The organism is Parahaliea mediterranea (genome assembly GCF_017255185.1).
Taxonomy (GTDB): Bacteria; Pseudomonadota; Gammaproteobacteria; order Pseudomonadales; family Halieaceae; genus JAFKCZ01.
This window is the reverse complement of record NZ_JAFKCZ010000004.1, coordinates 59,377-75,986: the sequence shown is the minus strand read 5'-3', so window position 1 is coordinate 75,986 and position 16,610 is coordinate 59,377. Positions and strand designations below refer to the sequence as shown.

At 66.5% G+C, this 16,610-nt stretch carries 14 protein-coding genes; 7 read left to right on the top strand and 7 right to left on the bottom strand.

Annotated features, from left to right (window positions below):
* Window positions 1–28: 28 nt before the first annotated feature.
* The 3 genes from JYP50_RS05220 to JYP50_RS05210 are packed head-to-tail and all read right to left on the bottom strand — an operon-like array spanning window position 29 to window position 4,483.
* Window positions 29–478: a hypothetical protein gene (locus JYP50_RS05220; protein ID WP_206559428.1), complete on the bottom strand. Its 450-nt coding sequence runs from the start codon at window positions 476–478 to the stop codon at window positions 29–31.
* A 53-nt stretch (window positions 479–531) separates the two neighbouring features.
* A complete protein-coding gene (locus tag JYP50_RS05215; protein WP_206559427.1) occupies window positions 532–1,584 on the bottom strand; it encodes a catalase family protein in 1,053 nt (350 codons plus the stop codon).
* Between the two features lies 1 nt (window position 1,585).
* Window positions 1,586–4,483 carry a peroxidase family protein gene (locus tag JYP50_RS05210; protein ID WP_206559426.1) on the bottom strand — a complete coding sequence of 966 codons (2,898 nt, stop codon included), beginning with the start codon at window positions 4,481–4,483 and terminating at the stop codon, window positions 1,586–1,588.
* A gap of 275 nt (window positions 4,484–4,758) precedes the next feature.
* Between JYP50_RS05210 and JYP50_RS05205 the strand changes: the two genes are divergently transcribed.
* The gene (locus tag JYP50_RS05205; RefSeq protein WP_241262863.1) at window positions 4,759–5,679 is read left to right on the top strand and encodes a surface lipoprotein assembly modifier; all 921 of its coding nucleotides are present in this window, start codon (window positions 4,759–4,761) and stop codon (window positions 5,677–5,679) included.
* Here the strand turns inward: JYP50_RS05205 and JYP50_RS05200 are convergent.
* Complete coding sequence (locus tag JYP50_RS05200; protein ID WP_241262862.1) at window positions 5,663–7,519, bottom strand: S8 family serine peptidase; 1,857 nt, start codon at window positions 7,517–7,519, stop codon at window positions 5,663–5,665. The genes JYP50_RS05205 and JYP50_RS05200 overlap by 17 nt on opposite strands.
* Window positions 7,520–7,634: 115 nt before the next feature.
* Here JYP50_RS05200 and JYP50_RS05195 point away from each other — a divergent pair, with 115 nt between their 5' ends.
* The 4 genes from JYP50_RS05195 to JYP50_RS05180 all read left to right on the top strand — a co-directional run bounded on the left by JYP50_RS05195 (window position 7,635) and on the right by JYP50_RS05180 (window position 11,449).
* Entirely contained in the window at window positions 7,635–8,135 is a 501-nt protein-coding gene (locus tag JYP50_RS05195) for an RNA polymerase sigma factor (RefSeq protein ID WP_206559425.1), read from the top strand.
* 12 nt (window positions 8,136–8,147) lie between these two features.
* Window positions 8,148–8,888: a hypothetical protein gene (locus JYP50_RS05190; protein WP_206559424.1), complete on the top strand. Its 741-nt coding sequence runs from the start codon at window positions 8,148–8,150 to the stop codon at window positions 8,886–8,888.
* A 656-nt stretch (window positions 8,889–9,544) separates the two neighbouring features.
* Window positions 9,545–10,573, top strand: coding sequence for a glutaminase A (gene glsA, locus JYP50_RS05185; protein WP_206559423.1), 1,029 nt, complete (start codon window positions 9,545–9,547; stop codon window positions 10,571–10,573).
* Between the two features lie 9 nt (window positions 10,574–10,582).
* The gene (locus tag JYP50_RS05180; protein WP_206559422.1) at window positions 10,583–11,449 is read left to right on the top strand and encodes a DUF3667 domain-containing protein; all 867 of its coding nucleotides are present in this window, start codon (window positions 10,583–10,585) and stop codon (window positions 11,447–11,449) included.
* 17 nt (window positions 11,450–11,466) lie between these two features.
* Here JYP50_RS05180 and JYP50_RS05175 read toward each other — a convergent pair whose 3' ends face one another.
* The 3 genes from JYP50_RS05175 to JYP50_RS05165 all read right to left on the bottom strand — a co-directional run bounded on the left by JYP50_RS05175 (window position 11,467) and on the right by JYP50_RS05165 (window position 14,934).
* Entirely contained in the window at window positions 11,467–12,255 is a 789-nt protein-coding gene (locus tag JYP50_RS05175; RefSeq protein WP_206559421.1) for an SDR family NAD(P)-dependent oxidoreductase, read from the bottom strand.
* A complete protein-coding gene (locus JYP50_RS05170; RefSeq protein WP_206559420.1) occupies window positions 12,252–12,719 on the bottom strand; it encodes a VOC family protein in 468 nt (155 codons plus the stop codon). The genes JYP50_RS05175 and JYP50_RS05170 overlap by 4 nt, the downstream gene beginning before the upstream one ends.
* Before the next feature lie 91 nt (window positions 12,720–12,810).
* Complete coding sequence (locus JYP50_RS05165; protein WP_206559419.1) at window positions 12,811–14,934, bottom strand: FAD-dependent oxidoreductase; 2,124 nt, start codon at window positions 14,932–14,934, stop codon at window positions 12,811–12,813.
* Window positions 14,935–15,152: 218 nt separating this feature from the next.
* Here JYP50_RS05165 and JYP50_RS05160 point away from each other — a divergent pair, with 218 nt between their 5' ends.
* Window positions 15,153–16,022 (top strand): TIGR03619 family F420-dependent LLM class oxidoreductase, encoded by an 870-nt coding sequence (locus tag JYP50_RS05160; RefSeq protein ID WP_206559418.1) that lies wholly within the window; start codon window positions 15,153–15,155, stop codon window positions 16,020–16,022.
* Window positions 16,023–16,167: 145 nt separating this feature from the next.
* The gene (locus tag JYP50_RS05155) at window positions 16,168–16,602 is read left to right on the top strand and encodes an acyl-CoA thioesterase (protein WP_206559417.1); all 435 of its coding nucleotides are present in this window, start codon (window positions 16,168–16,170) and stop codon (window positions 16,600–16,602) included.
* The last annotated feature ends 8 nt before the right edge of the window (window positions 16,603–16,610 follow it).

Here is a 16,610-nt window from a genome sequence, read left to right as displayed (position 1 = left end):
GAAGGTATCCTGCGGCGTCACGACCGGGTCAGTCCACGCGACTCAGGGCGAAATCCAGAATTCGCGTGCGCCCCCACCACACCTTGCCCAGGTACACGCCGGGCTCCACCTCTCGAATCTCGTCGCGAATATAGCGGGCAAAAAAACTGGTTTTCGAATAGTCGATGACAATGGTTTCGCGCCCGTCCATCCAGCTCGCGTCACGATAGACCTTGGCCACGATGAAAGTCAGGCCGAAGGGGGTGATCTTGTTGACCAGGATGCCCTTGTCGTAGTCCGGCGGGAACAGGTCAAAGACCTTGCCCTGCCAGGCGAACAGGCGCGCGAAGCGGGCATAGCAGCGCGCCAGCAGGCTGCCGGCGACAATGGCCGTGCCCCGGGTGTCGCCACGGGGAATCGAGCCCGCGTCCGCGCGGCAGTACACCGCGTCCAGCTCCGCCCGGTCCATCTCCAGCCACTTGCCGATTTGCGCGTGCATGGCGTTCTCCCTGTTGAGCGCGTCGATGTCCCGTCGTGGCGTTGCGCTGCCGCCTAGTTTTCACCCTTGCCGCGGCGCGCATTGGTGGCCGCCCGAAAGCGCGCCAGCTCCGCATACACCGCCTTACGCACCCGGTTGATGCCACCCAACGGGCGGTGTTCCGGCAAGCTCTGCCAGGGATTGAAGGCCATCGCCTCGCAGGCCGACCGCCGCGCGGGGGCGCGAAAATCCTGCGGCGGGATACGCAGCTCGGCCACCGGCAGGAAGGGCGAGGCCTCCTCGGGCCAGGTCACCGACGCGTTTTCCACCGGCATCGCCCGCGGGTCCCCCTGGAACTGCACCATAAACCGCAGGCACGCCGGCCCATCCGCCAGGGTCTGGGCGACGGCGTCGGCGAGAAAATCCGCCTGGTCCCGCGCACCCGCGGCAAACTGGACACCGTCACAGGGCCGAACGGAATACTTCACCGCCGTGCCTTCGTCCCCAAACCGATAGGGCGTGGTGCTCCAGTAAGTGATGGCCAGAGGATTGTCGATGACCTGTCGGCCCCGCAGCAGGATCGGCAGGGAGTACCAGTGGCTCGGATTGGCCAGGTAGCGCCAAATCGCGCCATCCCGGGTGGCACGAATAAAATCCAGGAAATCGCCGGGATTGGCGGCAAACAGTGCCGGATGGCTATTGAGCAGGAAATCCTGCTCCCCGGGGCGGCCCCAAAGGGGATCCCCGGCCACGCCACGCACCTTCAGGGAAAGACCGTGGAAGTCCTTGTCGCGATCGTCCCACTCGCTGGCGCGAGCCAGGCGCAGGGTGGCCGGGTAGTCCCCGGGCCGCGCGAACAGGCCCCGGGCCCGCTGCGGCGGCAGGTCCGGCGGCACCGAGAACGTCGCCTCCAGGCAGGCCAGGCCCTTGACCTGGTTGAAACGGTGCAGGGTGCCCCCGGGGTCGCGCGCCAGGCTGATCGCCTCGATGGCCTCGACCATCTGCCCGGTGATCGCCGCCTCGCGGGTATCCGGGCGCTCCTGTCCCGGCGCCAGCGGTTCGCGGCGATCGCAGCCCGCCAGCAACAGCAGGCAAAGCAGCAGCGGTAGCGCACACACCCGCCGCACGCTAGCGATCCCCGAAGGCGGGGTCGGCTTCCGCCCCGGGGCGCGGCACCCAGTCCAGCGAATAGTACTCGCCGCGGTCGCGGGCCCAGGGGTCGAAGACGTTGACCACCGTCTTCAGCTCCTCCCGCAGTTCGGGCAGATTGCGCAGCAACAGGCGCTTCATCGGCGACACCATGATCTTGTGGCCGTTGTCCAACTCCGGTTCGTTGCAGACCTCGCGCCCGTCGGCCATCTCCTGTAGGGGGTAGGGACAATCCGACAGTGGCCCGTTGTCCATCACCCAGTCGTAGCCCAGCCGGGAGTAGAACTCGGGCCGGAAGCTGGAGGTAAAGAAGCGGTCGCTGAACAAGCGCCTGGAGGCGTTGATGATAAAAATGTGGAACTGGGTTTCGGAGATGGCAAAACCGTGGGGCCGGGTGTACTCCGCCAGCCAGCCCACCACTGTGTCGACATCCTCGATATTGTCCACGCGACTGCCGTGTGGGTGGCCGAGGCAGTCGGTGATCCACTGTCCCTCATCGTCCTTTTGGGCGTGCGAGATCACCTTGCTCGCGTCGCAGACATGGGTACCGTAGATGGCGCGCAACTTATCCACCACCGCCTGCTGGTCCCGGCGCGCGGGGCTGTCCCCGGGCAGGCGCTGGTCGATGAAGTCGTCAAAGCCGGTCAGGCTTTTGAGGCCGATCTGGCGGCGGAACTCGTTGAACCGGGGCACGCCCCGCTCGCGATCGCGGATCAGGTCCAGGGCGACGATGTCCAGCTTGCCGGTCTCGGAGTCCAGGTGCGGCATCGCCAGGTTCTGCAGGAACAAGGGATGGTTGTTCAGGTGCAGCGCGCCGAGGCGCTGCCGCCCCATGGCCAGGGCCCAGTTGGCGATGCCGTGCTCGCGCATTTCCGCGGTGGCCTCGCCGCGCACCGTCGCCACCACCGGCACCACCGCCTCGATACTGTTGGGCTCGCGGTGATCGCGCATTTCGATCAGGTCCGGCACCAATGGGTGCAGGCGGTACACCGTGGTGAATTCCTCGGGAAAGTTGAACGGTGAGCCGAAGTGATTGACCCCGCCATTCAGGTCCTTGGGGTTGGTGATGTCCCAGGCGTCGTGCTTCCACCACAGCGCGCCCTCCTCGCGCCGGTTGTTGAGCCCGAAGATGCCGGCGCCCGAAGCGAACACCGAATACCAGGCATTGTTGCGAAAGCCCTCCTCCCGGTCGCGGTGTTTGCCCGCCAGGCGGGCGGAAACCCGGCTCAACAGGTTTTCGTCGCGGCCAAAAACCCGCTTCAGCACCTGCGATACCCGGTCCTCCTCGACATTGAACAGGCCGAACCAGTTCGAATTCATTGCCAGGAACAGCGGCTCGTCGTAGAGCAACTGGGTGGTCCACTCGATGGTGTGAATCTTGGCGATTTCCGCGGAGACCACGAGACGGGCGACCTGGAACAACTCCTCGTCACCGACCTCGGCGTATTCAATGGGCTCGTCCGGGTTCCCGGGGTCGCGCAGGCCCGAGTCGCGCTCGGGGTGATCGCGCTGCATGCGGCGGAAGGCGTCGACAAAACTGTTGTGCTCGCGCACGAACAGGTTGTGGTAAAAGCTCATGCCGATATTCCAGTTATCGGCAAAGGCCGCCACCTCCTGCCCGCGCCACTGGGGCTGGGAGGGGCAGTTGGGCCGGCAGTCGGAAAACAGCGGCAGGTAGCCGTCGGGTTGCCACAGCCGGGCGGCGTCGCCGGGGTCGCGCAGGACGCGCCGGCGGGAGGTGTCGTCGAAGCCGTAGATCTGGGAGCCGTCCCACCAGGCGGTGACCGTGTTCTCGGTAGTGCGATAGGCGCGCTTGAGGCGCTCGCCATCGCCGCTTTGGAACGTGCCGGGATCTGTGTCGTGGGCGAAAAAACTGCCTTCGAGACGATCCCCCGGGCGGCAACCGGTGGCCGGGTCATCGCAGCCCACTTCCCGCAATCCGGGCGCGTTGCGGCCCTCGCGCATGTGCGAGAACCAGTCGTGGGTCATGAACTGGATCCAGAACGCCGCCAGCACATTGAAAAACGGCGCCTTGATGTAGTCGCAGTGCGAGGCCGCGGGATCGTCGCCGGCGCCGCGGCCGGCGTTGCAGGCGCCGGGTTGCGCCTGGCGGCGCGTGAACAGTTCGCGGCTGATGCGCTGGGGGTCGGGCTTGTACAGGCCCAGCCGCGGGCCGTTCCCGGGATCGCTGTGCCGGGCCACCGCGAGGGCGTTTTTCTGCAGCCGGGGGTAGGTGGATTCGAACTCCACATTGCGGGCGAACAGGGTTCCGGTGGACCCCATTTTCGGATTCCAGATGTCATTGCAAATGCCGGTGAGGGTGCGGTAGCGGATCAGCTCGCCACCGCACTCCTGCGGGCCGCTGCCGCCCACCGCCTGGTAGGCCGGGTGTCCTGGCTCCAGGCGCATCTCTCGCCACTGATTGACCGTCGCTCCCGGCTTGCCCCCCAGGCCCTTGACGTAGGTCTCGTAGGTGTAGTTGTCGAACAGGTTGAACTTGATCAGCTCGATGCGCTGGAATTCCAGATCCAGCAGGGAACCGTCGATGCCGCGGCCATTGGGCTTGACGTGTTCACCCAGCAGGGTCCTGGCCTCGGAGCCCTCCTTGCGCGAACTGGCGTCGCCGGTGGCCCAGTAGTTGGCCCAGTCCACCCAGGGGGTATGCCGGTACGCGAGGGCCTGCTGTCCGCCGCGGCACAGCGCCGTGTCCCGTTCCACCTTGCCCAGGAAACGCTCGGCGCGGTCCTCCGGAATCTCCAGCAAACCGTCCCGCGCCATCGAGGCGCAGGCTTCCAGTTCCTCCCTGGGAGATTCAGTACACGCGGGCAGCAACAACAAGGCCGGTGACAGTAAAGTTGCGATGAGTACTTTTTTCATGAACGCGCCCCGACCCTGTCGATTTCCAGCGCGCGCCCACACGGAGAGCTCGTCGTTGTCACCGCCGTCCCCGACCGGCCCACCCCGGTTTGCGCCCGTTTTGGAAAGAGTGGAAAGACCTGCCTTGCTCTGAAAAAAAGTAGCCCAAAATGCCGTACCACGCCACAATAGGCGCCTGGCGTACCAGTTTCCGTGGCGCCAGTAAAACTTGTGGGGCCGCCGACTCTTGGTTAGGCTTCGCCCTGACCGGAAAGGACTTCAAGGATCAGCCCGACATGCGACTGCCCCCCGGCCTGGGCTTTATGCTGGTGTTTGTTTGCTGGAACTCAGCCCAGGCGGCCGAAAAGCCCAAGGACCGGGCTGCGCAGTTCTCCGCCGAAATCGCGGTGGGCGCGGAGTACGACAGCAACGTGGCGGTCGAGGAGCTCGACGCCAGCAGCAACGAAAGCGACTACGCCGCCACCATAGACGCCGAGGTGTCCGTGGACAAGCCCCTGTCCGACAGCACCGAACTGGGACTGTCCTACGACTTCAGCCAGAACATCTACCACGAATACAACGAGGTCAATCGCCAGACCCACATTCTCGGCGCCAACCTGGAGCAGGATTTTAACGGCGCCGACGGCGGACTGACGGTGTTCTATATCAACTCCCTGCTGGAGGGCGACAGCTTCCTCAAGCTGCTTCGGATATCGCCATCGGTTTCGGGCTTTCTGGGCAAGAAGTGGTTCGGCCGCGGCGCCTATGTGTACTCGGACAAGGCCCTGGACCAGAACAGCCTGCGCGACGCCACCACTCACGCCGGCGAGGCCGACCTGTACTACTTTCGCCGGGGTTTGCGCAGCTACTTCAATGTCGGCTACCGATTCAAGGACGAGAACGCCGCCGCCGAGCGCTACGACTACCGCTCTCACAATATCAAGCTGCGTTACATCCACCGCTTCGAGTTGCCGAACCGGTCGGTCAAGCTGGAACTCGCGTGGCGCTATGAGGACCGGAACTACCTGTCACCGACCCCGAGCATCGGAGAAAAGCGCAGCGACGAGCGACAACGCTGGCAGGTGGATGTGGAAATCCCGGTCTGGGAACAGGCCGCGATACAGGTCTACACCACCTATGGCGACTACGTATCGAACTACGACCCTTCCGACTACAGCCAACTGGTGGCCGGCAGCCGCTTTATCTACCGCTGGTAACCACCGGCAGCGGCCGCAGCAGGCCGTAACCGTAAATCTCGTCGCGCCCCGGCGGGCCGAGGTCCTCGGCGCTGCGGTACAGGCTGTCGAGCACATTGACGCCGGGCTCGAGAAGCCGCAGGCGCGCGGCGGCGGTGGTGGCGAAGGGCACCGCGAACGAGGTGCCGGAGGACGTGGCGTAGCCCCCGCCGGCCCTGGCGTGCAGCATGCCCACCCCGGGAGCGGCAATATCCAGGTAATCACCGCGATTGGCGAGGCGGAATATTCGGCCCCGGGCATCCACCGCGGTCACCGCCACCACGGTGTCGTAGGCCGCGGGATACATCGGTTTTGCCATCGGGCCGCCGTTCCCCGCCGCCGCCAGCACCAGCACACCCTTCTCTGAGGCCCGCTTCAGGGCGGTCTCGAGCAGGCGGTTGGGCGGTCCGGCCAGGCTCACGTTCACCACATCCACGCCCGCGGTAACCAGCCAGTCCAGGGCCCGCACCAGGCTCACGGTACTGGCCACCTCTCCGCGCTCGTCGTCCAGCTCAAACACCCCCGCGGCGTAGAGCTGGGCCCGCGGCGCCAGGCCCCGGTAGTCCGGGGCATTGGCGGCGATGATGGAGGCGATGGCCGTGCCGTGAAAATCGGGCACCTTGTTGCCCGCGCGCACAAAGGACTCGGCACTGATGCGCGACTGCGCCAGGGCCGGGTGCGCGGTATCGACCTGGCTGTCGATCATGCCGATCTTCAGGGTCATTTCGTCCATGTCGGCGGGGAATGGCACCGCGTTGCGTGGCGGGATGCCCTCCACTGAGTGGGTGATCGGCGAACCGGCGGTATAGAAGTGGTTCAGGTCCACATCGGCGCGGCCGGAACCCACCACGTCCACCACGCCCTTGCGCACCTCGGATATCTCGAAGCTCGAGGGGGCCGCCACCTCCGCCAGCCGCAAACCCATGCCGGGCAGTTCGGTGACCCGCTCGAACAGGTAACCCCGCTCGGCGAGTTCCTCGAAGGCCTCGGGCTCGGCCATCACCAGCCACTGTTCGGTCTGGATACGGGCTTCGTCAACCTCGAACTCGCTTTCGATTTCATCGAGGATTTCGTCGATCTTGTTTTCCAGGCGGCCCTCGACGGCCTCGGCGACCCGGGCCTCGACGTCCTCCTCGACACTGCCTTCCACGCTGTCCTCGACCGAGGATTCCACCGCGGTTTCGACCTGGTTTTCGACGGAGTCCTCCACCGCGACCTCGACGGTCTCCTCCACCGACGCCTCGACGCTGGACTCGACCGCGAACTCAACGCCTTCCTCGACCGATTCCTCGACATCCGCTTCCACGGACTCCTCGACACCGGTCTCCACCGAGTCCTCGACCGCGACCTCCAGGCTTTCCTCCACGCTGTCTTCCACCGAGTCCTCGACCGCGAGTTCAACGGTTTCTTCCACGGATTCCTCGATACCCGCCTCGACGTCCTCTTCCACGGAGGCCTCGACGACCTCCTCGACGCTGTCCTGTACGTCGTCCTCGATGCTGGCCTCGATATCCTCCTCGATATTATCCTCGATGGTCTCCTCGGCGCCCTCCTCGACCTGGTCCTCGATTTCGTCCTCGACGCTGTCCTCCACCTCGTCCTCGGTCTGGTCCTCGACCTCCTCGGCGACCTGATCCTCGATATCCTCTTCGATCTCTTCCTCTGGCACCATGCAACAGGGGACCTGCGCCAGCGCCTGCGGGACCTGGGACAGGGCGAACAGCAGCGCCAACAGCGTGCCGCCGCGAACAAGGAAGGCGGTGAAGGGGGAGGTACTCGGGCCGCTGGGGATCGCCGCGCCCCGGAAAGCTGCATCAGACATAGTCGTGCCCGCCGATTTCGGAGTAGTGCATCAGGATAACGGCCCAGGACGGGATAAATTCCTTCAGATGGAATAGAATCCCCGCCCAGTACGTCATGACCATAACAGGGACATTATGCCATCACTCAGCGGCTCGCAGCGAGCGGCACTGCTCGATGAGCTGAGTGGGTTGCGCAGATTTTGCTTCTCGCTGACCGGGAGTCAAGCCGATGCAGACGATTTGTTGCAAGCCACCGTGGAAAAAGTTCTCGAGAAAGGCATGCCCGATGACGCCCACCCGGCAAAGTGGGCCTATCGCGTGTGTAAGAACGCCTGGATCGATGAATTGCGCGCCCGCGAGGTGCGGCAGCGATATCCCGAGCAGGTGGAGGAGCCCGACGGCGCCCCCTCCGCGGAGCTGGTGGCCGGCCGGGAGCGCCAGGTGTCCGCGGTAGGCGAGGCCATGGAGGCACTCCCCACCGAACAGCGGCTCGCGCTGACATTGGTCGCGGTGGAGGGTAAAACCTACGCCGAGGCGGCGGACATCCTGGAAGTCCCCGTGGGCACCATCATGAGCAGGATTGCCAGGGCGCGGCGCCAATTGGCGGACACCATTGACGTGTCCCATGACGATTGACCGGGATGTGACATGACTGAACACGACTTTGAACTGTTGTCCCAATACCTCGACGGGGAACTGGGCGACGCGGAGGCCGCGGCCCTCGAACAGCGCCTGGCAAACGAGCCCGGGCTGCGCTCGACCCTCGACAGCATGCGTCGCGTCGACGACGACCTGCGCGCCGCACTGCACCCGCCGGGTTGCGACCGGGTACCGCGCCATGTCGCGGCCCTGCTGGAGGAGGCGGGCGCCAAATCCAATGTTGTACCCTTTCCCTCCCGTCGCGGCAGGGCCGGCGTCGGACTGGCGGTGGCGGCCTCGTTGCTGGCCGCCGTCGGCCTGTGGCTGGCGCCACAATGGCAAGTCGCGGAGCGCGGCGCCCACCCCGCCGACGCCGCTAACGACCTGGTTGCCCAGGCCCTGGAAAACACCCCCTCCAGCGCCGATGAGTGGACCCCCCTGGACGACGGCGGACAGCTGCGCGCGGTATTGAGTTTTGCCGGCGCCAGCGGCCAGTGGTGCCGCGAGTACCAGCTGGGCCGCGGGACCGAGCAGTGGCGCGGCGTCGCCTGCCGGAGCCGCGACAGCGGCGCCTGGCACACCCAGGTACTGGTGGAGGAACACAGCGCGGCCGCCGCCACCGGCGCGGACTATCAGCCCGCCGGCGCCGGCGACCTGGACACCATCTCAAACTATATTGGCGAGCACGCCACGGATATCCCCCTCAGCGCCAGCGAGGAATCCGAGCTGATCGCCAACGACTGGCAATAAGCTCCCGCTCTCGCCGGGGCGGGACCCGCCCCGCCCCCCCACGCCCTCTTCCCCGATATTGCCGACCACAATTCCCGCAATAATCGGGCGCGAACACCCCTCCCGGTCGCCGCCCGGCCCAAGCCGGCCAGATCGCGAATCGAATAAGGCTTAACCGCGAGCAATGGCGGGATACAGGGGGAAGCTGGAAAAAACGAGAAACGAAGGGAGAGTGGCAGAGCTTGCCGCCCCATGTCGACGGCAAGCTCTGGAGTACAGACCCAGAGGGCTAGCGATCCCAGGGCCTGTGTCCCGATGCCAGTTTCGCCTTACAGCTCACTGACGAACGTCACAGTTACATCATCGGCAACTGCGACAGGCGATTGAATATAAAATTGAGGCGGGAAATGCCGGCCACGCCCCCTGTTCTGCTGGCCAGGAAAGACGTACCCAATGGCGCGACACCCCCGCTCCCAAAGCGGTTTCACTCCACTATCATGCCGTTGACGCGCCACCGCACGGGTTTATTCCCCCGACACGTCAGTTTTTTGGCGCCTGGGCCGCCGCGGCCGGCGGCAATTGGTTGACCGCGCGTTCTACCTTAAGATGGAACCGCGGGCCGGACGCGGTACACCGGTGCCCCCACCCACTGACGGCGGCCGCCGGGAGGCAAAGGCATGCACCACCGGGTTTTGCAAGCGTTCCCCATCGTATTGGCCCTGGGCCTGGCGCTGTTGCGCACCCCCTTCGCGCTGGCAGGCGCGCTACCCGAAGACGCGACCATCCAGGGCGTCGTCGACCGCGCCTACCGCGACCACAAAGCCCTGCGCGATGGTGCGAACGCGGACTACATCCCGGCCCTCGCGCGGGTGAATCCCGACACTTTCGGCATCGTGCTGGTGACCGCGGATGGTCGCGTGTTCAGTGCCGGGGATACCGACACCGAGGTATCCATCCAGTCGATTTCCAAGGTCTTTACCATGGCGCTGGTGATCCAGCAGTCCGGCCCCGATGCAATTTTTAACAATATGGGCGTGGACGCCACCGGCCAGCCCTTCAACTCGATCACCGCGATCGAGCAGTACCACGGCGGCGAAATGAATGCCCTGGTCAATCCCGGCGCCATCGCCGCCACCAGCATGGTGGCGGGCGAGGACGGCGCCGCCGTCTGGGCGAACATACTCGACTACTACAGCACTTTCGCCGGCCGCGAGCTGTCGGTGCTGGATGATATCTACCGCTCCGAGGCGGCCACCAACCAGCGCAACCAGTCCCTGGCCATGCTCATGCACGCCTACGGCCACATCGATGGCGACCCCCTGGAGGCGACCGACATCTACACGCGGCAGTGCTCCGTCGGGGTCAACACCCGGGACCTGGCGATGATGGCGGCCACCCTGGCCAACGGCGGACGCAACCCCCTGACCGGCAAGACCCTGGTGGACGCCGGACACATACCGGAAATCCTGGCGGTAATGGCCACCGCGGGCCTGTACGACGATGCCGGCAAGTGGCTCTATCGCACCGGACTGCCGGCCAAGAGCGGGGTCGGTGGCGGGCTGATCGCGGTATCGCCGGGCAAGTTCGGTATCGCGGTGATCTCGCCTCCCCTGGACAAGGCCGGCAACAGCGTCAGGGGGCAGCGGGCGATCGCCGATATCTCCGGCGCGCTGGGAGGCAATCCCTACGCCACGCGGCCGAGGTAAGTACGCCCCGTGTCCGCCGAGCGCCTGTGCCGCAACTGCCAGGCCCCCTTGCGGGGTGAATACTGCTATCGCTGTGGCCAGCGCGAGGGCCGCCGGGACCTGGTGTTCAGTGAAGCGGTGGGCGAGGCGGTCGGTGACCTGTTCAACTGGGATTCCCGCTTCTGGCGCACCCTGTTGCCACTGCTGTTTCGCCCCGGCTTCCTCACCGCGGAGTTCATCGCCGGACGCCGGGCGCGCTATGTGCCGCCCTTTCGCATCTACCTGATCATTAGTTTCGTCTTGTTTCTGGTGCTGTCGCTCAACGCGAGCAGCGAATTCGAGATCGCCGTGGATGACGATGGCGCGCCCCAGGCACGGGAACCGGCAACCGGGGCCGCCGACCCGGCCACCCAGAGCCTGGACCTCGGCCTGGACCCCAACGACCCGGGCACCCCGGCCTGGCTGACGTCGCTGGGCAAGCGCCTGGAAACCAACGCCGGGCGCGTGTCGGAAGACCCGCGGCTGTTTCTCGACGAGTTGCTGGAACACCTGCCCCAGACCATGTTCGTGATGCTGCCGCTGTTTGCGCTGCTGTTGCTGTTTTGCTACGCGCTGTCGCCGTTCCACTATATACAGCACCTGGTGTTCGGCCTGCACTACCACAGCTTCGTCTACCTGCTGTACCTGCTGGTCGGCGCCCTGGAGCAGTTCGGCCTGCACGCCAGTACGCCCGCGATGTTGGCGCTGCTGGCCTACCTGCCGCTGGCCCTGCGCCGGGCCTACGGCTCGGGCATCGGTGGCGCCATCGCCAAGTCGCTGGTGATCTACCTGGTGTATGGCCTGCTGTTGCTGTTCGGCCTGGTGCTGGTGTCGGTCGCCGTGGTGGCGCTGATGTAGCGCAGCCGCCCGAAAGGCTATTTCAGCGCCTTGCGAATATTGTCCGCCATGGCCAGCAGGGCATCCCGCCGGGGCATGTCCAGCAGGCCGTCGAACATCGCCCGGTTCTGCTCGCCGGCCACGTAGACGGGGCCCTGGTCCAGGTTGTCCAGGGCCAGCCGCGCCACGTCGCGGGGGCTCATCATACCCTCGAGGGTACTGCGGTCGATGCCCTGCTTGTCGTGGGCCTCGGTGTCGGTGCTGCCGGGGCACAGGGCCAACACGTCGATGCCGGCCGGGGACAGCTCACCCCACAGGCCCTCGGCGAGGCTGTTGGTAAAAGCCTTGCTGGCGGCATAGGCCGCGGAGTACGGCACGCCGATCAGCCCCTCCACCGAGCTGGTGATCAAGATGCCGCCGCGCCCTCGGGCGCGCAGGCGCGGTATGAAGCGGTGGCTCAGTTGCAGCGGTGCCTGGCAGTTGACCTGCAGCATATCCGCCATCACTGCCGGGTCGTTGCCCTCGTGCGCCCCCTTGAGACCGAAGCCGGCATTGCTCACCAGCAGCCCGACATCCATCTCGCGGGCCGCTGCAAAGACCCTGTCCGCCGCGCCGGTTTCAGCCAGATCCAATTCCAGCACCGTCACCGCCACCCCGCGGTCGCCGCGCAAGCGCGCCGCCAGCGCATCCATCCGCTGCCGGCGCCGCGCGACAAGCAGCAGGTCCAGGCCGCGCTCCGCCAGCAGCTCGGCGAAGGCCACGCCGATCCCCGAGGAGGCCCCGGTGACCAGGGCGACGGGGCCGTAGCGCTCACCGAAGTCCGTCATGGGATCACCTTGCCGTCGTGCAGGTCTTCAAACAGCTCCACCAGCACCGGGTCGTCCTCCCGCTCGAGGTAGGCGACCGCCAGGCCCTCGCCGAAGCGGGTTTGCCAGATACTGCGGTAGCCCAGCGCCCGAGCCGCGGCCACCTTGTCCTCCAGCCGCGGCACGCGAAAGCGGATATGGTGCATGCCCTCGCGGCCGGCGTCGAGAAACTCCTTGTGGGGCGAGCCGCCGGACACCCACTGGATGAACTCAATCTCCAAATCGCCGCTGCGGGCGAAGGCGATCCACAGCTCGCAGGGTTCCGGCCGCCCGCGGTAGTTGTACTCATAGCGGTCGAACTTGTGAAAGCTGAAGGGCCCGAACACCGGCTCATAGCGGGCCATGGCCGCCTCCACATCGCGAAACACGAAGCCCACCTGGTCCATGGGGCCGAGGTCGAGCTGCGTGCGAATGGCGTCGTTCATGGGTCTCTCCCGGGGCCGGACATCGCGGCCATCAAGGTCGTGTTTATCGTTATATATCGTCACCCGGTCAGCCGCCCTCCCCGGGACCCGCTCAGTCCAGGCCCGCCACCAGTTCCGCGGCGGACTCCATGGCGCCTTCAATGTAGCCCACGCCGTTGCAGTCGCCGATGGTGTGCACGGTGAAGTCCTGCTCGCGCAGCTGCTCGGCCAGGGCCTGGTCGCCGGTGGCGCCCTGGGCGACAATCACCTGTTCCGCTTCCACCTGGCGCCGCTGCCCGCGGTAGTTGCGGTAGCTCACCCGCTGTTCGCCGATGGCGATATCCCGGGCGCGGTTGACCATCACCACACCCAGTTCACGCAGCTCGTGCAGCAGGCGCATGCGCCGCACCAGGTACAGGCCCGCGCCGGCGCGAGCGGCGCTGTCGATCACGGTTACCTCGCGCCCGCGGTGCGCCAGGTATTCGGCGAGCTCCAGGCCCACCAGCTCGGCGCCGATCACCACGATACGCCGACCCAGCGGCAGCCAGGCACGGGACACCTGGCGCAGCAGCCAGGGGTGGCGGTTGGCGCCGGTCACCGACCCGGCGCGGGTCAGGGCGCGGGTCAGGCCGGAGGTCTTGCGCCGCAGGGAGTCGCCCTGCTCCCCCAGCACCAGGGCGCGCATCTCGTCGCCGCTGAATACGAAATCCCGCTCCTTGCCGGGAATGTCCGGCAGGTCGCGGCGGGCGCCGGTGGCCACCACCACTTCATCCGCGCCCAGCTGGCGCAGCAGCGCGGGCGTGGCCTGGGTATTCAGGCGCACATCCACCGCGGACTGTTGGGTCTGCCGCCGCAGCCAGCGCAGCAGGCGTTCGTTCGGCTCGTAGGCGATACTGGCGAACTGCAGGGTGCCCCCGAGGCGATCCGCGGCTTCCAGCAGGGTGACCCGGTGCCCACGCCCGGCCAGGCGTCGCGCCGCCTCCATGCCGGCGGGGCCGCCGCCGACCACCGCGAAATGCCGCGCCGCGCTGGTGGCGATGAGGGCGCGGGTGGTTTCAAACGCCGTCTCCGGATTCACCGCGCACTTGATCGAATTGAGGGTGTAAATCTGGCTCACGCAACAGTAGCAGTACACACAGGGCCGGATATCATCCAACCGGCCCGCCATGACCTTGTTGGGCAGATCCGGGTCCGCCAGGATCTTGCGCCCCATGCCCAGCATATCGAAATGTCCGGCGGCAATGTGCCGGTCCGCCGCCTTCGGTTCGATCCGGCCGGAGGTAATCACCGGCACCGAGACCGCGGCCTTGATAGCCATGGCGCCGGCCACCAGGCGCTCGGGGGTGTGGGGAATGTTCGATTCGGAGTGGTTCACCCCCATGGCGGCGTTGTGATAGGCGCTGACGGTAATGGCGTCGACACCGGCCCGCTCCAGCAACACCGCCGTGTCGCGGGCGTCGGCCAGGCTGATGCCCTCGTCGTGGCCGAATTCGCCGGAGTCGATCTTGCACCACAGTGGGTAGTTGGGCCCCACCGCCTCGCGCACCGCGGCGACGATCTCCAGCAGGAAACGCGCGCGGTTCTCCAGGCTGCCGCCGTACTCGTCGTCGCGCTGGTTGGCCAGCGGCGACAGGAACTCGGAGATGATGTAGCCGTGGCCGCCGTGAATCTCGACGCCGTCGATACCCGCCGCCACCGCCCGCTTCGCGGCGGCGGCAAAATCCGCCACCAGCTTGCCGATGTCGTCCTTGGTCATCACATGGAGCCGGGGCTCCGGCGCCTCGGGATCGAACATGGCCTTGAGCTCGGACTCGAGGAAGGCGTCCTGCATATCGCCCGCCTTGACCTCCGGGTAGGAGGGCACCCACATCGGCCGGCCCTCGGCCCGGTCCTGGGCCGCCACCAGGCCGCCGTGGTGCAGCTGCGCCGCCAGCTTGCCGCCGTGGGCGTGCACCGCGTCCGCCAGCTTCTTGAGCGAGGGAATGTGCGCGTCCCGGGAGATCGCCAGCTGCCGGGGCTGGTTGCCCCCCGCCGGCCAGCTCACCCCCACCGAACCCAACACGATGAGCCCGGCGCCGCCGCGGGCCTGGCGTTCGTGAAAGGCGTGAAGACGCTCGCTGCAGCCGCCGTCCTCGGCCCCCAGGTTGGTGCCCATGGCGGTGACGATCATGCGGTTCTTCAGGGTCATCTTGCCGATGCGGCAGGGCGACGACAGACTCGCGAGGTGTTTACTCATGCGGCGGATCCCGTGACAGCACTGGTGTTTTGACCGGCATGGTAGCCAACATCCCCGGTGGCATCGCCTGTTTCGCGGCCCGGGGCCGGCAATAGACAACCCCGGTTCAACTATATAATCGGGGGTACGAACCTCGCGTCCGGGCGGCCTCATGCGGTACCCAATCGCCGCTGCGGGGCCTATGCTGCGCCAAACCGAACAGGGTGACTGGAGGGGATATGGAATTCTGGCAACCCGTGGCCTGGGTGGAACCGGACCAACTGGTGCCGGTGGCCCGTTTTGCGGAGGAACTGGGCTTCGACGGCATACTCAGCGTGGACCACGCGGTCTACCCCGAAACCGTGCGCGCCCCCTACCCCTACGCGCCCGACGGCAAGCCGCCCATGGACGCCGGCGACCCCTACCCCGACTGCTGGGTCAGTATCGCCTTCATGGCCGCGGCCACCACCCGCCTGCGCTTTTCCACCGCCGTGTATGTGCTGCCGCTGCGCAATCCCTTCGAGGTGGCCAAGGCCTGCGGCGCGCTGTCGCTGCTCAGCGGCGAGCGCTTCGCCCTGGGCATCGGCGCCGGCTGGATGGCGGACGAGTTCGATATTTACGGCGTGCCCTTTCGCGCCCGCGGCAGGCGCATGGACGAGATGATCGAGATCATGCAAAGCCTGTGGGACGGCGGAATGGTGGAGTACCACGGCGAATTCTACGACTTCCCGCGCCTGTGTATCGAACCGGCCCCGCCATCGCGCGTGCCCATCTTCGCGGGCGGCGACAACCCCGCCGCCCTGCGGCGGGCGGCGCAGCGCTGCGACGGCTGGATCGGCGCCGGCAACCTGCCACAGGAGGTGCCCGATATCCTCGCGCGACTGAAATCCCTGCGCGCCGCGGCCGGGCGCGACTGGGCGGGCTTTGAAACGCTGATCGGCCTCAAGGCGGAGCCCGGTGTGGGCCAGCTCCAGGAACTGGGTGAACAGGGCATGACCGGGGCGCTCAACGCGCCCTTCGCCTTCACCCTGGGCAAGCGCTCCTCCCTGGCGGACAAGCAGCGGGCGATGGAGCGCTACGCCGAGACTGTGATTCGCCACTTCCGCTGAAACCCCGCCACCCCGGGATAGCGCGGTTCGACGGCGGCGGACGGTTGACCCGCGCCCGGGTCTCTGCGACTCTGCCGGTCCCTTATGCGGCGTTACGTGCCCGTTGCCACGTTGCCGAGCCCGCGCGAACTTGCAGAGCCCGTTCATGCCCCGAAAAATCATCGACCTGCCCGACACCTTTGTTTTCCGTACCGACTACGTGGTGCTCTACAGCGACGTCAACAACGCCAACCACCTGGGCTCGGACCGGGTGCTGCCCATCGCCCTCGAGGCCCAGCTGCGTTTCATCAAGCACCTGGGACACCGCCACGCCATCGCCTTCGAGGACGCCGGCCTGATCATGGCCCATTCGGAAATCGCCTACCTCGCCGAGGCCCACCACGGCGACCAGCTGAGCGTCGAACTCGGCGCCGACCACTTCGAGGACAAAAGCTTCCAGTTGCGCTACCGGATCAGTAAGCTGGACAGCGGACAGGAGGTCGCCCGGGTGGTGACCACCATGCTGTTCTTCGACTACGAACGCAGCGCGGTGATTCCGGTGCCGGCGGAATTCCGCGCGCACTTTCATCGCGAACCCTGAATCAACAG

Excerpts from the sequence above, each read along its gene's own strand:
- JYP50_RS05220 (WP_206559428.1), bottom strand. The coding sequence starts at position 478 with ATGCACGCGCAAATCGGCAAGTGGCTGGAGATGGACCGGGCGGAGCTG.
- JYP50_RS05210 (WP_206559426.1), bottom strand. The coding sequence starts at position 4,483 with ATGAAAAAAGTACTCATCGCAACTTTACTGTCACCGGCCTTGTTGTTG.
- JYP50_RS05205 (WP_241262863.1), top strand. The coding sequence starts at position 4,759 with ATGCGACTGCCCCCCGGCCTGGGCTTTATGCTGGTGTTTGTTTGCTGG.
- JYP50_RS05200 (WP_241262862.1), bottom strand. The coding sequence starts at position 7,519 with ATGTCTGATGCAGCTTTCCGGGGCGCGGCGATCCCCAGCGGCCCGAGT.
- JYP50_RS05195 (WP_206559425.1), top strand. The coding sequence starts at position 7,635 with ATGCCATCACTCAGCGGCTCGCAGCGAGCGGCACTGCTCGATGAGCTG.
- JYP50_RS05190 (WP_206559424.1), top strand. The coding sequence starts at position 8,148 with ATGACTGAACACGACTTTGAACTGTTGTCCCAATACCTCGACGGGGAA.
- glsA (WP_206559423.1), top strand. The coding sequence starts at position 9,545 with ATGCACCACCGGGTTTTGCAAGCGTTCCCCATCGTATTGGCCCTGGGC.
- JYP50_RS05175 (WP_206559421.1), bottom strand. The coding sequence starts at position 12,255 with ATGACGGACTTCGGTGAGCGCTACGGCCCCGTCGCCCTGGTCACCGGG.
- JYP50_RS05170 (WP_206559420.1), bottom strand. The coding sequence starts at position 12,719 with ATGAACGACGCCATTCGCACGCAGCTCGACCTCGGCCCCATGGACCAG.
- JYP50_RS05165 (WP_206559419.1), bottom strand. The coding sequence starts at position 14,934 with ATGAGTAAACACCTCGCGAGTCTGTCGTCGCCCTGCCGCATCGGCAAG.
- JYP50_RS05160 (WP_206559418.1), top strand. The coding sequence starts at position 15,153 with ATGGAATTCTGGCAACCCGTGGCCTGGGTGGAACCGGACCAACTGGTG.
- JYP50_RS05155 (WP_206559417.1), top strand. The coding sequence starts at position 16,168 with ATGCCCCGAAAAATCATCGACCTGCCCGACACCTTTGTTTTCCGTACC.